The 17126-nt window shown below is 39.4% G+C and carries 9 protein-coding genes and 1 pseudogene; 7 read left to right on the top strand and 3 right to left on the bottom strand.

All coding sequences use genetic code 11. The features are described from left to right. Nucleotides 1-3: 3 nt before the first annotated feature. From MBUR_RS14725 to MBUR_RS04575, 4 genes and pseudogenes are all read left to right on the top strand, one after another. Nucleotides 4-114, top strand: a pseudogene (locus MBUR_RS14725) (IS5/IS1182 family transposase); the annotation flags it as partial. Between the two features lie 218 nt (nucleotides 115-332). Then, nucleotides 333-704 carry a VOC family protein gene (locus MBUR_RS04585; protein WP_011498993.1) on the top strand — a complete coding sequence of 124 codons (372 nt, stop codon included), beginning with the start codon at nucleotides 333-335 and terminating at the stop codon, nucleotides 702-704. A gap of 44 nt (nucleotides 705-748) precedes the next feature. Further along, a complete protein-coding gene (locus MBUR_RS04580; protein WP_011498992.1) occupies nucleotides 749-2473 on the top strand; it encodes a 2-oxoacid:acceptor oxidoreductase subunit alpha in 1725 nt (574 codons plus the stop codon). A 1-nt stretch (nucleotide 2474) separates the two neighbouring features. Beyond that, entirely contained in the window at nucleotides 2475-3329 is an 855-nt protein-coding gene (locus tag MBUR_RS04575) for a 2-oxoacid:ferredoxin oxidoreductase subunit beta (RefSeq protein WP_011498991.1), read from the top strand. A gap of 27 nt (nucleotides 3330-3356) precedes the next feature. Here the strand turns inward: MBUR_RS04575 and MBUR_RS04570 are convergent, their stop codons facing one another. Beyond that, complete coding sequence (locus tag MBUR_RS04570) at nucleotides 3357-4004, bottom strand: LysE family transporter (protein WP_011498990.1); 648 nt, start codon at nucleotides 4002-4004, stop codon at nucleotides 3357-3359. 106 nt (nucleotides 4005-4110) lie between these two features. Next, nucleotides 4111-4944, bottom strand: coding sequence for a hypothetical protein (locus MBUR_RS04565; protein ID WP_157196647.1), 834 nt, complete (start codon nucleotides 4942-4944; stop codon nucleotides 4111-4113). A gap of 106 nt (nucleotides 4945-5050) precedes the next feature. Here MBUR_RS04565 and MBUR_RS14550 point away from each other — a divergent pair, with 106 nt between their 5' ends. Further along, a complete protein-coding gene (locus MBUR_RS14550) occupies nucleotides 5051-5182 on the top strand; it encodes a hypothetical protein (protein WP_269479035.1) in 132 nt (43 codons plus the stop codon). Between the two features lie 516 nt (nucleotides 5183-5698). Then, complete coding sequence (locus MBUR_RS14345; RefSeq protein ID WP_048063245.1) at nucleotides 5699-6313, top strand: PEF-CTERM sorting domain-containing protein; 615 nt, start codon at nucleotides 5699-5701, stop codon at nucleotides 6311-6313. A gap of 194 nt (nucleotides 6314-6507) precedes the next feature. On the opposite strand, the gene MBUR_RS04555 is transcribed toward MBUR_RS14345, so the two are convergent. Continuing rightward, nucleotides 6508-9171, bottom strand: a complete 2664-nt coding sequence (locus MBUR_RS04555; protein WP_011498987.1) for a cation-translocating P-type ATPase — start codon at nucleotides 9169-9171, stop codon at nucleotides 6508-6510. A 309-nt stretch (nucleotides 9172-9480) separates the two neighbouring features. Between MBUR_RS04555 and MBUR_RS04550 the strand changes: the two genes are divergently transcribed. Then, entirely contained in the window at nucleotides 9481-17091 is a 7611-nt protein-coding gene (locus tag MBUR_RS04550) for a PGF-pre-PGF domain-containing protein (RefSeq protein ID WP_198003798.1), read from the top strand. Nucleotides 17092-17126: the final 35 nt, after the last annotated feature.

The raw sequence follows: 17126 nt of genomic DNA, 5'->3' as shown, positions 1-17126 counted from the left end.
GAGCCGAGAAAATATAGAAATCAAATACAAGATGTGAAGTTCAAAGTAATATTGCACAATCTTGACAGATTTGTCAAGACTGTGTTTTTAGTTTGGATGAGGATTTCTACAAAGCTCATTTTTGAAAGAACTAAAGGCAAAAATACAAAAAACAAGAAAAGGAATCGCAGATCTCCCATCTACTAACTACATAATTAAAGCTCCAATGATAAAAGAAAGATAATTAATAGGTCGATATTTTCAGTTCATTTTTATTTTATTATTGATACGATTTAATCTACCCAAACCTTAAATCAATTAACTGTCATATTAAATTTGGGAGTGATCGAGTTATGCCAGCTATTGCACATTTGGACTTACCCGCAAACGATATTGACAGGGCAAAAGAGTTCTATACCGAACTGTTCGATTGGAAATTTGAAAAAGTACCGGGACCTATGGACTACTATTTCATAGAGACAGAATCCCTCGATGGTGAGAAAGGAGTTGCCGGAGGCATGGGACTTCGTAGAAGTCCTGAACAAAGAATAACCAATTTCATCGAAGTTGCATCGGTTGAAGACTATTGCACTCGTGTTGAAAAGCTCGGAGGGATAGTGCAACAACCAAAGATGCCTGTTCCAGGTTGGGGCTATCTTGCAGTTTGCATGGATACCGAAGAGAACACCTTCGGATTGTGGGAAATTGATGAGAACACAGCATAGAGAAGTTTCTGATCGAAACGATCTTATTATCAAAGGGGGAAAATATGAACACAGACCTTGTGATAAAAGTAGGCGGTGCCGCAGGCCAGGGTTTACAGACCATCGGTGTGGTACTTGCAAAGACCTTCAAGAAAAGTGGTTTCAACGTTTTTACTACTCAGTTCTATCTTTCAAGAGTAAGAGGTGGACACAATACATATCAGGTACGTATAAGCAATGAACCTATAAGGGCAATGACCGAGAAGGTCGATATCCTAATAGCTCTTGATGAAGCATCCATCAACGAGCACCTGAAAGAGATATCAGATGGTGTTGTAATAGTTGACACTGATGTTATCAAGATAGAACAGATGAATGAATCTATTTTTCATGTTCCAATGCTGAAGATCGCAAAGGATGTTTGCGGGAACAAGATATATTTCAACTCTGTTGCGATCGGTGCTGCACTGGGCCTTATGTGCTTTAATTTTGAGTATCTCGAAAGCGTATTAACTGCGACCTTCCAGAAAAAAGGCGACGAAATAATTGAGAATAACATCAAGGCAGCACGTGCAGGTTATGATCACGCCAAAAAGAACTGCCCGTCAGCATTTAATTTTGCCGTAAAAGAGCCTCTTGAAAAGGATGGGAGGATGCTCATTGCAGGCAATGATGCCGTTGCTCTTGGTGCTCTTGCAGCAGGCGTTCAATTCCTGGCAGCCTATCCCATGACACCTTCAACGGGTGTTATGACCTATATAGCTGCAAAGGCCGATGAGTTCAATGTCGTCGTAGAACAGGCAGAAGATGAGATAGCTGCTTTGAATATGATACTTGGCGCATCATATGCAGGTGTAAGAGCTATGACCACCACATCAGGTGGAGGTTTCTGCCTTATGGCCGAAGCACTGGGCCTTGCAGGGATGACTGAAACACCTGCAGTGATATTCCTGTCACAGAGACCGGGACCTGCCACAGGTCTGCCTACAATGACCGAACAGGGTGATCTCCAGTTCGTTCTGACAGCTGCTCAGGGCGAGTTCCCGAGATGCATACTGGCACCAGGAACACCTGATGATTGTTTTTATCTGACGGCAAAAGCGTTTAATATCGCAGAGAAGTTCCAGATCCCGGTATTTGTAATGAGTGACCAGTACCTTGCAGATTCTCTTTTCACCTGTAAGAAGTTCGACACTTCGAAGATAGAGATAGAAAGGCATATGATGGCTGATGATGAACTTAAAGGCAAGAATGAGTACAACAGATATGAATTAACACCCACCGGCATATCCCCACGGGCGATTCCAGGTCAGGCAGGATTTACTGTTGTTGTTGACAGTGATGAACATAATGAGACCGGTCATCTTGACCAGACGATCGATAACCGTATCCTGATGAACGAGAAGAGAATGAAGAAACTAAAGTTTCTGGAGAAGGAAATGGAAGCTCCACAGCTTTATGGTAATAAGAAAGCCGATATCACTTTGATCGGTTGGGGTTCTACATACGGCCCTCTTATGGAGGTTGTGGATATCCTCACAAGTGAAGGACATTCGGTAGACCACTTGCATTTTACCCACGTATATCCTTTGCCAGTGGATGCAATAAAAGATATGATGACTGATGCTGGAAAGATAGTTTGTGTGGAGAACAATGCAACAGGACAGTTCGCAAGGCTCTTCGAGTGTGAGACCGGATTGCGAATTGATGAGAATGTATTGAGATCTGACGGGAGACCATACACTCCCGAACACATAATACGAGCTCTTGAACAGAAGAAGGTGATCTGAGATGGTAAGTGTGGAAGATTTTGGTGAGTACGAGACCGAATGGTGCCCAGGTTGCGGTAATTTCATGATTTTAAAAGCGATCAAGCGTGCTCTTGCAGAGCTTGGGAAAGAACCGCACGAGGTTTTGTTGACGTCAGGCATAGGGCAATCGAGCAAACTCCCGCATTATCTTAAATGCAACGTTTTCAACGGCCTTCATGGAAGGTCTCTCCCCCCTGCCATTGGTGCAAAGGTCGCGAACCATGAATTAACCGTTCTTGCTGTAACCGGTGACGGAGATTGTTATGGAGAAGGGGGGAACCACTTCGTTCACAACATACGGAGAAATCCAGATATTACCCTCATTGTACATGACAATCAGATATATGGTCTGACCAAGGGCCAAGCATCTCCCACCAGTGAGTTGGGCATGAAGACAAAGATCCAGAACCATGGGGTCTTCAATACACCTTTAAATCCCCTATCACTCGCAATCTCTCTTGATTGCTCTTTCGTGAGCAGGGGATTTGCAGGGGATGTAGAACATCTTACGGAGCTTATCAAAAAAGCGATACAGCACAAAGGTTTTTCCTTAGTGGATGTTCTACAACCATGTGTTTCCTTTAATAAGCTGAACACTTTCAAATGGTATTCGGAAAGGGTCTATAGAATGGAAGAGAAGGACCATTCACCCAAAGATCGTGTTAAAGCGTTTGAAAAATCTCTTGAATGGGGTGAAAGGATACCTTTGGGTGTTTTTTATGTAAATGAAAAACCAACATTCGAGGACCATCTGGACGTTCTTTCTTCAGGATCTCTTGTAAAGAACAAGGCAGATCCTAAAAAGGTCGATGAGCTACTGGATAGCTTCATCTGACTTTTTTCTTTTTTACCCCATCTGGATTTACACAAATGAAGATATGTTGTTGTAGTTCGATACAAACCATACACCGAATATCATGAGGAAAACACTGCAAAAATAGAGTATCTTTCTATGTGTTTTTTCAGAGAGAAGGTCTTTTCCTTTAACTGTCGATGATGCAACGGTCAAAAGGAAGGTGAAATCTGCAAGCCAATGACCAATAAGGAATGCGACGATCGCAAACATACCTAAGAGATATTCTTGCAATATAATTGCACTTCCGGCAGTGAGCCACCATAGAATAAATGCAGGATTCAGAGCAGTGGTCAGTATGCCTGCAGACACCGGGCCTACTGAACCTTTGAATTTTTTGGCAGATTCAGCGATATTGATATTTGAAACGCTTTTAGCACTTTTTAGAAGAACAAGCCCAAAAATGATCATTACAATACCACCCAATATTGATACGTAGCCAATAGTGGAATCACTTATGAAAGAGGATGCTCCTGCAATGACCAAAAGGATCACTGTTAGTTCCACCATTGAGTGGCCAAGGAAGACGAACGGACCTGTACGCCAGCCTTTATTTAGTGAGATGCCAGCAGTAGCAAACATCATTGGACCCGGGATAAGTGCAGCTGAGATACCTATTGTAAATCCCAGGGCCAGTGCTTTGAGAAGTTCTATCATGGCATCACCCTAAATAAAGCAAATTATATAATATACTGATAAATATAATATATCTACTATATCAGTTGCATGCCATATTAAGCTGTTGTCATCACATTATAATGTTTCATGTTCGTATCTGTTTATCTACGAATATCACCTTGTAAAGACCGATACTTATCACTATGATCCAAATAGGAAGCCAGAGCTCGCTAGCAGAAATAGATAGCAGAATCAATACAGATACGCTGAATACAGCCAGTATCTGCGTTGCTTTTACCCTCTGACCATCCAGCCTTTTTCCTGTTCTATCACCGATACTAATGACAGGGGTTTTGCTATTTACCAACGGAAAAGCAAGTAAGATCATCAGCATGAAGGCAACGATTTTCAAAAGGGATACATCCATTATACCATCAATATTTTCATTAATTAGAGTAAGACCAGAATAGAGGAGTAATAGTAATGCTGGTATGCGATGAACTCTGTATGGGGAAGATAGCCTTCCATCAAGAAAAAAACCGAGTGATGAGATCATCCCAAATACCCAGCTTACCTGATATGTAAGGAAAGCGCCAATGGTAAGAATAGCTATCGAATCAAGAACTCCAGCCTTTACCCCTGTAGATCTGTTGACCAATCTTAGTACCAATAAGAACCACAATAAATGAAACAGAGGGTGTAAACCAAAAATGATCACATGCGGCAGGGAAAATATGACTGGAATGAAAGCTGCCACCTCATGGTCAGGATCAATTTCCCTTGAGATCGCCCAGAGCAGAAATGTTGAGATCCCTGCTTTTATGCCATAGACAAATGAAGCAGAAATATATTTGTTAGTAATGACATCGAATATAAGGGCTGAAATTGTTACAAGAGTTGCTAACTGAATTATCAGACGGTTATTTGGATATCCCAGGTCAAGTTTTCTACCAATTGTAGTGATCGCATATTTGTTCACATTCGATAATGCCAGTTTTTTACTTATAAGGTTTCGGAATATTAGACACTTTTTAATTATCATCTGGCATCATTTTATATAGTATTGGCTTCAAAAAAGAGCTTCTATGGCAATGTCTAAGAAGGATATAGCAAGGAAAAGTGGCAAGAAAAAAGAGAAAATGGAAGGACTTGAAGCAAAGGCATCTTCAGGCGATGCTGCTGCAAAGAAGAAACTTGCAAAACTAAAGAAAAAGTGATTCGCTTTTTTCAGAATTATTGAGTAGATGGTATATTAAATAAATTTTAATGCCATCCTCATTTTCTGCTACTTAACTATACTTCAATCCCCTTTAACTCGAATTTGACAGTTTATAAAAATTAATGCTAATTTATGTGGCATTTTGCTTATTTTCCATCAATATTTGCCCAATCTGTAACTAAAATAAGAATATCTCACAAATTATAGTTTTTACATAATATTAATTAACATAAATTTTTAACTTAGTAACAACTGTCAAATTATAAAAGGCTAAAAAATAGGACTGTCAAACTTGGGTTTTAATATTTACCTACTATTTTAGATTTGTCACATCTTCAATTATATTTAACGAGTTTTCATCTTTTATTTTTATTAACCCCTCGATGATTTAGCATTTATGTGCTCATAATGATTAGTATAACATAATTAATATTTGAATAATGTTTATATATCATAACATAATAACTTCAAGTATAACTAAATTAATAATAATATAATTCAAATGGTGATAAATGTGGTAAAAAATAATGTTATGAAACTTGTACTGATAACTGCCTTAGTTATCAGTATGATAGGAATTGGATCCGCTATTGCATACCCCCCCCTGAATGATGGTGTTTGCGAACCCGATGTTTGGATCTATGCCGATCCAGGCTATCTACAACCAGACAATGATGCAGATATTGCAATAAATTCTCTTGTTGGCAGCTATTGGAGAGGATACGATGGAAGACTTGCTCTTTTACATCTCAATGGTAACAGCCAGATGGAAGTAAGCATTGCAGAGCCCACAGCCTGCCTTTATGTCCAGTTTGCAAGTGACCGTAACGATGGAATGGCCAGCATCTATGTGGATGGTGAACTTATATGGGAAGGAAACACATGGGCACCTAATGCACTTGGCAAGCCTCTTGATATGCAGCAGATGAGATATCTCAAAGTTACAGGACTTGAACCAACAGCTCATACGATCAAAATTCTGACCGGAGAACAGGGTCATGTTACAATTTATCAATTCGGCTATGATAGATGCACATCAGAAGAGATCCCTGAATTTCCAACAGTTGCACTTCCAATAGTTGCAATAATTGGCCTTACATTCATCTTCCAGCGCAGGAAAGAGGAGTGATAATTACATTGAATGCAGGATTTATATCCTGCCTCATTTTTTATAAAAATACTAGTATGATATGAATTAAAATGTTGCATATTAAATTATTCTTAAGCATGATCATTATTTAGCACCGGATAAATGCAAGTAAATATTTCATGCATTCACTGCGTTAATGAGGATTAATGGGGTCAAAAGCCCCTTGTATTTTATTATTTATTGATATGTTTCTTGCTCCTCTTTTTCGTTATGAACTTTTCAAATTCAATTAAAACAAAAATCGAACTTGTAGTTAGTATTATAACAACCCAATCGACCAATCGAATAGGGCTTGTCCTCATTATTACGTTCATTGCAGGATTGTAAGTGATGAACATCTGCAACCCGATCACAACAGATATGCCAAGAAGCATATATTTATTTGAGAACAGTTGTCCAATGACATTCTCATTGATCGATTTACAGTTGAAAAGATAGAATATCTCGAAAAATACGATAGTATTCAAGGCTATTGTCTGCGATGTACTGACATCCATACCATTATTGATATTGAAGAGATATAGCAGGAAAGTGGCAGTGACCATTAGTAATGCAACGGTGATTATCCTTCGTTTAATAACTGGAAGAAGGAGTGGCTCATTTTGTGGTCTTGGGGGCCTATTCAGAAGTCCTTTCTCCATCGGCTCGACCGTCATAGGCACTCCAAGACCCAATGCTGTTACAGTATTTATCCAAAGGATGTGTAATGGTAAAAGTGGCAGAGCTGCAAATCCCAGTAGGACAGCAGCTAAGATCGCCAATCCTTCTGCAGCATTAGTAGGTAATGTCCAGAGAATCACCTTTTGTATCTTGCTATAGACGTCCCTGCCTTCTTCTACTGCATTCACGATGGATGAAAAATTATCATCAGCAAGAACCATGTCAGCTGCATCTTTTGCGACTTCGGTACCAGATCGTCCCATTGCAATACCGATATCTGCATTCTCAAGTGCCGGTGCATCGTTGATACCATCTCCTGTAACTGCAACAACTTCGCCTTCCTGTTTTAATAGACCGACTATCCGGGATTTATCTTCGGGAGATGTTCTCGCAAAAACAGAAACTGATCTTAATGCTTCTATCAGTTCTTCATCGGTCATTGATCCAATATCACTACCTGCCAATGCCCCTTCAGTCCGTATCCCAAGCTGTCTTGCAATGGTGTGAGCAGTTTTTATATGATCACCTGTGATCATAATCACTCTTATGCCTGCATTATTACATTTGAAGATCGATTTTTTCACATCCTCTCTTGGAGGGTCGATCATACCCTGCAATCCGAGGAAGATAAGTTCATCGACATCAGTTTCTTCAATTTCCGTTTTCCCTCTTTCGAGCTTCCTGTATGCAGTTGCAATGACCCTTAGCCCTTCAGATGCCATATCTTCGGCAACAAGAAGTACCTTTTCAGGTTCCATTCTTGAAAAATCCTTTCCATTGAATTGCATGCTGGAAAGTTTTGAAATTATCTCGGGAGAGCCTTTTGCATATACCCACGAATTGCCAGCATCGTCCTGATGAAGTGTTGCCATAAATCTTTTTTCTGATTCGAACGGAACTTCATCTACCCTGGTAATGTAGAAATTGCCAGCTTTTGCAGCTGAAACCAGAAGCGCCCCTTCAGTGGGATCACCATCAATGCCTCCCTCTTCACGCAGGTAAGCATCATTACAAAGTGCACCTGCTTTTAACGTTTCAAGCAAGGCCCGATGATCAAAGGGATCTATTTTCTTACCATTAAGTTCAATATCCCCCTTTGGATCATACCCCTGACCTGTAACAGTGAACATACCTTCATCCGTGTATATCTTCCGGACTGTCATTTCATTTTGAGTAAGTGTGCCCGTTTTATCCGAACAGATCACCGTTGCAGATCCAAGACTTTCGACCGCCGGCATTGTCCGAATAATCGCATTCCGGCTTGCCATTTTCTTTATTCCGATAGCAAGTGTGATCGTAATGAGTGCGGGCAATCCTTCTGGAATTGCTGCAACCGCCAGACTTACAGAAGCAAAGAAAAGATCAAGGTCATCAAGTCCCCGAAGTTTACCAATTGCAAATGTCAACATTGCAACCAAGACAATGACGAAAGCAAGTGTCTTCCCCATATGATCGATCGTTCTGACAAGAGGCGTGGAAAGCTTTTTTGTCTTTTTTATCAACTCTGAGATCTTTCCGATCTCGCTGTTGGCAGCTGTTGCCACTACTACACCTATACCATTTCCCTTAGTTACAAGTGTGCCTGCAAAAGCAATATTTTTTTGTTCAGCGATTGGAACGTTCCTGGCTTCAATAACATCTGTATTTTTCTCAACAGCGATGGATTCTCCGGTAAGCATTGATTCATCGATACGAAGATTTTTTTTGTATATGAGTCGGAGATCAGCAGGGACCCTGCCTCCAGTTTCCAATAAAACAATATCACCTACTACAAGTTCCCTGCTGGCCACGATAAGTCTCTGCCCATCCCTTAATATGCTTGTCTCAGGGACCAACATTTTTGCAAGAGATTCAAGGGCATTTTCTGCTTTTCTTTCCTGAATGAAACCAATGATAGCATTTGCCAGTACCACTCCGATTATTACTGTCATGTCAGCATATTCCCGGAGTAAAAAAGTGACAAATGCTGCTATAAGCAGAACATAAATAAGGGGGCTTGCAAACTGTCTTACAAACCGATGGATCGAACTTTCCTTTTTTTTCAGTTCAACCTCATTGAAACCAAATTTAGAAAGGCGCAACTGCGCTTCTTCTGCAGAGAGCCCATCTCTATCGGTCTCAAGTAGTGCAAGTGCTTCATCCACAGAAATATGCTGCCATTTGACTTCCTCACTCATAACTAATCATGTGTGTTTATCATGTAATATCCTTTTTGGTTTTATTTTAGAAAATTTAATGAATACAATTAGGTGAGATTTTATGATTACTTAATACAATCTGTATACATTCAAGAAGAAGTATATAAATTAAAATATAAAATATCATTATGATTATACTCATCTGTGTACATTTTTATAGTAAGTTATATATATGAAATTGACTATATAAGTAATTAGTTAAGAACACTAATTTTTGATCAATATAGAAAAACTTCAAATATGTGTGACAAAGGTCGAAGGCTAAAATGTGGTGTTAATTTGTCTGGCATGATCATAAAAATTATAATCGTTACGATAATTACAGCAATGCTTTCAGTTTCAGCATTGGCACTAGATGTATCTTTGCAAGAACATTCCAGCGGAGATCATATCTTACTTAAGAATGCACAATTCAGTACAGATACACTACCTTCGTCCTCACATTCAACTTCAAGCATCAGTTCAATTGAATCATCATCCAATGAAACGGAAGACTACTATATTGTTCAGTTCAAAGGATACATTCTTGAAGAGTGGAAAAGAGATGTGAGCAGGACAGGAGCTACTCTTTTCAGTTACGTCCCGAACAATGCTTTTATCGTACGAATGAACACTTCAGTAAAAGCAGAAGTAGAAACTATAGATTCCGTTCAATGGATCGGTCCCTACTCCCCTTCATACTGTATAAGTTCTGCCCTTTCTTCTGATTCTGAACAAAGCGGTCAAGAAGAGATTCTAATAATGCTTTTCGATTCCGGAAGTAACGAGTATGTTTCAAACGAAGTTAGATTTCTTGGCGGAGAAATACTTGACAATGGTGAAAGCATACTCAAGGTCAGGATAAACCGTTCTTCGATCAATGATATTGCAGCTATTAATGGTGTAAGCTGGGTGGATAGATATGTGCAACCCGTTGTTTTGAATGATGTTGCAGCAAGCATAATTAATGTGTCAACTGTACAGAACACACATGGTTTGACCGGTAGTGGCCAGATAGTTGCTGTTGCTGACACAGGTCTCGATACTGGTTTCAATAATGCATCAATGCATGATGATCTTGAGGGAAGGATCGATGGATTATACGCATGGTGGGGATATTTAAACGATACTGGTGCGGAAGATAATAATGGGCATGGTACACATGTTGCAGGTTCCGTTCTTGGAAATGGCAATCTATCTTCTGGTTTATATGCAGGAATGGCACCTGAAGCAAGGCTTGTTTTTCAGGCATTACAATATGATGGCCCGACTCTGACATCTGGTGGGCTTTATACACCAACAAATCTTGATACACTTTTTCAACAAGCTTACGATACAAATGCAAGGATACACAGCAATAGTTGGGGTAGCAAAGATCCCAGTCAGTACGGAAACTACACCGATCGTTCACAAAATATTGATAGTTTTATGTGGGATAATCCGGACTTACTAATCGTTTTTGCAGCCGGTAACGAAGGGGGTATTAATAATACATTAACCCCTGCTGCGACAGCAAAGAATGCATTGACCGTTGGAGCATCAGAGAATTATAGACCGGATAAGGGGATACCATCAGATAATATTGATGATATCGCCTATTTCAGTAGTAAAGGCCCAACCGATGACAATCGAATTAAGCCTGATGTTGTTGCACCTGGCACATATATAGTATCCACAAGATCGAAAATGCCAAATGTCAGTTATTCGTGGGGCACCGTTGATGATTTTTATGCATACAACAGTGGCACAAGTATGGCAACTCCTTTAACGGCCGGAACCGCAGCTCTTGTAAGACAATATTACGTTGATAATGAATCAATTAATCCAACTGCTGCCTTACTGAAAGCAACATTGATCAATGGTGCAGCTGACCTGGGCAAATCCAGTGATGCACAGGGTTGGGGACGTGTCAATATTGAAGAATCTCTTTTCCCATCAACACCACGAACAATGCAGTACCATGATAATATCAGTCTTGGTTATACAGATCATTGGAATGCCAGCTATCACCTGAACAATAATTCAGTCCCTTTTAAAACAACTCTGGTGTGGACAGACCAACCCGCTACAATCTCTGCAAGTAAAAGTCTGGTCAATGACTTAGATCTTAGTATTTCAGGCCCTTATGGCACTTATTTAGGGAATGGTGGAGATAATACAAACAACGTTGAACAAGTAGAACTCTTATCCCCATCAACTGGCTGGTACACAGTAACAGTGACCGGTTCAAACGTTCCTCTTGGACCACAACCATTTGCAATTGTTTTATCCGGACCTTTTAGTAATGATGAGATTGCACCACTCAGTGTAACTGATCTTGCTACATCAGACAGAGGAACAACATGGATAAATTGGGCATGGAACAATCCAATTGACCCTGATTTCAATCATACAATGCTTTACCTTGACAATGTGTTCAGGACAAATGTATCTAACACGACCAAATTCTATAATGTAACAGGACTTACTGCTAACACAACATATGAGCTCAGTACTAAAACAGTTGACCTGACTGGCAATATCAATTTATCGTGGACAAATGATACAGCAAATACAATTGTTGCCCCTGATGAAATTGCACCCTTCAGCATAACCAACCTATCAGAATATACCGCCGGACCTACATGGATCAACTGGACGTGGAGTAACCCACTTGATAGTGACTTCAGCCACACAATGGTCTATATGGATGGAGTGCTAAAAGCAAATGTGACCGGTACAGCGTACAATGCTACAGGATTTATCGACAATACAGGCCATATTATCAGTACTCATACTGTGGACAATGTCGGAAATATAAATTTGACCTGGATAAATGATAGTGCCAGCACAATGAACACTCTTCCTCCAGCCAGTGTGACCAACCTCACCACATCAGACAGAGGAGTTACATGGATCAACATGACATGGAACAATCCAATTGACCTTGATTTTAATCATACAATGCTTTACATTGATGGTGTATTTGAAAAAAATACATCTAACACGACCAATTTCTATAATGTGACAGGACTTACTGCCAACACAACATATGGGTTCAGTACTAAAACAGTTGATATTGCAGGTAATCTAAATGGATCATGGATCAATGCCATTGAGACCACTCTTGTTGCTCTGGACATTACAGCACCTGTTATCACGGTAGATCAGCCAGAAAACAATGCAATTTATACTACAGATAAAGTTCCACTCAATGTTACTGGTGACGAAACAGTAGCTAACTGGTGGTATAAGATCAATGGAACAGAGATTAGATCGTTCACAACAAATACAACATTACCAGCACTGCCTGATGGAGATCACAATATAACCATCTATGCTAATGACAGTCTGGGTAATGAAAATTCATCAATGTTGATCAATTTCAATATCGATACTACAGCACCTGTTATCACGGTAGATCAGCCAGAAAACAATGCAAATTATACTACACATAAAGTTCCACTCAATGTTACTGGTGACGAAACAGTAGCTAACTGGTGGTATAAGATCAATGGAACAGAGATTAGATCGTTCACAACAAATACAACATTACCAGCAATGCCTGATGGAGATCACAATATAACCATCTATGCTAATGACAGTCTGGGTAATGAAAATTCATCAATGTTGATCAATTTCAATATCGATACTACAGCACCTGTTATCACGGTCAATCAGCCAGAAAATAATGCAATTTATACTACAGATAAAGTTCCACTCAATGTTACTGGTGACGAAACAGTAGCTAACTGGTGGTATAAGATCAATGGAACAGAGATTAGATCGTTCACAACAAATACAACATTACCAGCACTGCCTGATGGAGATCACAATATAACCATCTATGCTAATGACAGTCTGGGTAATGAAAATTCATCAATGTTGATCAATTTCAATATCGATACTACAGCACCTGTTATCACGGTCAATCAGCCAGAAAACAATGCAAATTATACTACACATAAAGTTCCACTCAATGTTACTGGTGACGAAACAGTAGCTAACTGGTGGTATAAGATCAATGGAACAGAGATTAGATCGTTCACAACAAATACAACATTACCAGCAATGCCTGATGGAGATCACAATATAACCATCTATGCTAATGACAGTCTGGGTAATGAAAATTCATCAATGTTGATCAATTTCAATATCGATACTACAGCACCTGTTATCACGGTCAATCAGCCAGAAAATAATGCAAATTATACTACACATAAAGTTCCACTCAATGTGACTGGTGACGAAACAGTAGCTAACTGGTGGTATAAGATCAATGGAACAGAGATTAGATCGTTCACAACAAATACAACATTACCAGCACTGCCTGATGGAGATCACAATATAACCATCTATGCTAATGACAGTCTGGGAAATAAAAATTCATCAATGGTAAATTTCACGATCGATACTATTACACCAACAATCACCATTGACATACCCGAAGAAAACCATAATTATATTTCTAAGATGATCTGGCTTAATGCTACTGTTGACGAAGATATTGCAAAATGGTGGTATAATATAAACAATACCGGCAATAGCATATTTAGTGGAAACCGGTCACTAACACTACCAGATGGAAATCACAGCATAACTATAATAGCACAGGATCTGGCAGGGAATAATGCATCAGCAATGGTAAATTTCACGATCGATACTATTGCACCAACAATCACCATTGACATACCCGAAGAAAACCATAATTATATTTCTAAGATGATCTGGCTTAATGCTACTGTTGACGAAGATATTGCAAAATGGTGGTATAATATAAACAATACCGGCAATAGCATATTTAGTGGAAACCGGTCACTAACACTACCAGATGGAAATCACAGCATAACTATAATAGCACAGGATCTGGCAGGGAATAATGCATCAGCAATGGTAAATTTCACGATCGATACTATTGCACCAACAATCACCATTGACATACCCGAAGAAAACCATAATTATATTTCTAAGATGATCTGGCTTAATGCTACTGTTGACGAAGATATTGCAAAATGGTGGTATAATATAAACAATACCGGCAATAGCATATTTAGTGGAAACCGGTCACTAACACTACCAGATGGAAATCACAGCATAACTATAATAGCACAGGATCTGGCAGGGAACAATGGTTCATCAATGGTAAATTTCACGATCGATACTATTACACCAACAATCACCATTGACATACCCGAAGAAAACCATAATTATATTTCTAAGATGATCTGGCTTAATGCTACTGTTGACGAAGATATTGCAAAATGGTGGTATAATATAAACAATACCGGCAATAGCATATTTAGTGGAAACCGGTCACTAACACTACCAGATGGAAATCACAGCATAACTGTAATAGCACAGGATCTGGCAGGGAACAATGGTTCATCAATGGTGAATTTCACGATCGATACTATTGCACCAACAATCACCATTGACATACCCGAAGAAAACCATAATTATATTTCTAAGATGATCTGGCTTAATGCTACTGTTGACGAAGATATTGCAAAATGGTGGTATAATATAAACAATACCGGCAATAGCATATTTAGTGGAAATCAGTCACTAACACTTCCAGATGGAAATCACAGCATAACTGTAATAGCACAGGATCTGGCAGGAAACAATGGCTCAGCAATGGTAAATTTCACGATCGATACTATTGCACCACCTAGTGTAACAAATTTATCAGAATCTAATAACGGCTCTACATGGATCACATGGACATGGATAAAGCCACATGATGATGAATCATACTACACGATGGTATATCTGGACGGAGCGTTTAAAGAAAATGTGACCGGCACAGCGTACACTGCTATAGGACTAATTGACAATACGGACCATATGATCAGTACTCATACTGTAGACACTGTTGGAAATATAAATTCTGCCTGGATAAATAGTAGTGCCAGCACAATGAACACGCTTCCTCCAGCCAGTGTAACCAACCTGTCAGAGTCTGCCAGAGGACCCACATGGATCTCATGGACATGGACCAATCCAATAGATAACGATTTCAATCATACTACAATTTATGTCAACAATGGATTCCTAGCTAATGTGTCAAAGGATACAACATTCTATAATGTTACCGGACTAACTACTAACACAGCCTATGAGTTCAGTACTAAAACAGTGGACATTGTAGGCAATATAAATTTATCATGGACAAATGATACAGCAACTACTAGAAATCCTCCAACTGTAAATTTCACATCAAATGTAACTTCAGGTAAACAGCCATTAGATGTGCAATTTATTGACACATCAACCGCAGCTGGAAGTTGGGTATGGATTTTTGGTGATGGTAATGATTCAAATGCTCAAAATCCTCTGCACACTTATGCCGAACCAGGTAAATATTCTGTAAGTCTGACAGCAATCAACAGTGATGGTTTCGATACTATCACTAAGAGCAATTACATCGTTGTCGTAGCACGTGTTCCCCCAGTTGCAGCATTTTCATCAAATATAACTACGGGTACAGAACCGCTATCTGTGAAATTTGAAGATTTGTCTTCCAACGCACTTACATGGGAATGGGACTTTGGCGAAGGAAACACTTCAACAGAAATTGATCCAGTTCATACATATACAGTTCCAGGCACTTACAACGTTTCATTGAACGTGTCCAATTATGATGGATCAAACTATGTCCTTAAAGAAAATTTCATAACAGTCATTGCTCTTTCAAAGCCGATCGCCAGCTTTATAGCGACTCCAATGACCGGAAGCTACCCACTAGAAGTATCCTTCACGGATAGATCTATAAATGCCACCGAGCGGGTCTGGAACTTCGGGGATGGTAACACTTCTTCAGATCGTCATCCATCCCATACATATGTAGCTGCAGGAACTTACACTGTATCTCTGAATGTTAGCAATGCTAAATATGACAACTTTACCTCTATTTCAAACTTCATCACAGTATCAACACCTACTACCGATACAACCAGTTCGAGCAGCTCAGGCGGAGGAGGTGGCGGAGGTGGAAGCAGTGTCACCAGTGAGAGTTATGAGAATATCTTAGAAAAAGCTGTTACAAGCATGCATATCATTAAAGATGTGGAAAAAAGCTTCACATTTACCAATGAAATGATAGACATTACTTACATCAATGTCACAGCTGATCTGAACGTTGGTAATGTTAAGGCAATAGTTGAATCACTTAATACAACCTCAAGTCTCGTTTCCAAACCACCAGAAGGAAGAGTATATAAGAATATCAATATCTGGTTAGGAGATTTCGGATTTGAAAAAAGGATCACTGATTCATCCATTGGTTTCAGAGTAGAGAGATCTTGGCTTAAAGAGAACAGTGTACCTGAATTTTCAGTAAAGATGAGCGTATTTAAAAATAATAAATGGGGTATTCTGCCTACCGAAAAAATAGGTGAAGATGAAATATATGTCTATTATGAAGCTACACCTTCCGGAGAAATATTTTCGTCATTTGCAATAATCGAACCTGTTCAAAAAGGAACAGCCCTTACAGATACTCAAGCTTCTTCTTTAACTGAAGGAAACGTTGCATCCGATGCAAGCAAAGCCTCCCCATCACTTGAAGTTTCAGATGGTGTAGAAGGTACTTTGTCAGTCGTCGAGACTGAACCAGAAGGCTCTTCTGTTAAATTCCTCTTATTTGCAATACCACTCCTCATTCTGATCTCACTTTCCTATGTTGCAATTAAAAGAGGTTATCACATCGAAACAAAAACAAAGGTATCAGTCTTAATCGAAGAAATGAAGGCAGAAAATATCAATGATGTAGGAAATGGCAGAGGGGGATCAACAATTGCAAATCGCGCTTCAAACCGCTCAGCAACTGAACCCCCCATTCCTAAAGTAGAGACAACAAGATCAGATGTCTCTGCAAAAATAAAGAAATTGGAAGAATCCGGCATTCTTTCAAATGTGGATAAGAAAGAGAGAAAGTAACGAACTTGCCAAAAAATAAAAAGGGATATTAATCC

The sequence above is a fragment of the Methanococcoides burtonii DSM 6242 genome (assembly GCF_000013725.1).
GTDB classification, from domain to species: domain Archaea; phylum Halobacteriota; class Methanosarcinia; order Methanosarcinales; family Methanosarcinaceae; genus Methanococcoides; species Methanococcoides burtonii.
The sequence above is the reverse complement of the archived record's forward strand: the minus strand, read 5'-3'. Positions and strand labels throughout refer to the sequence as shown.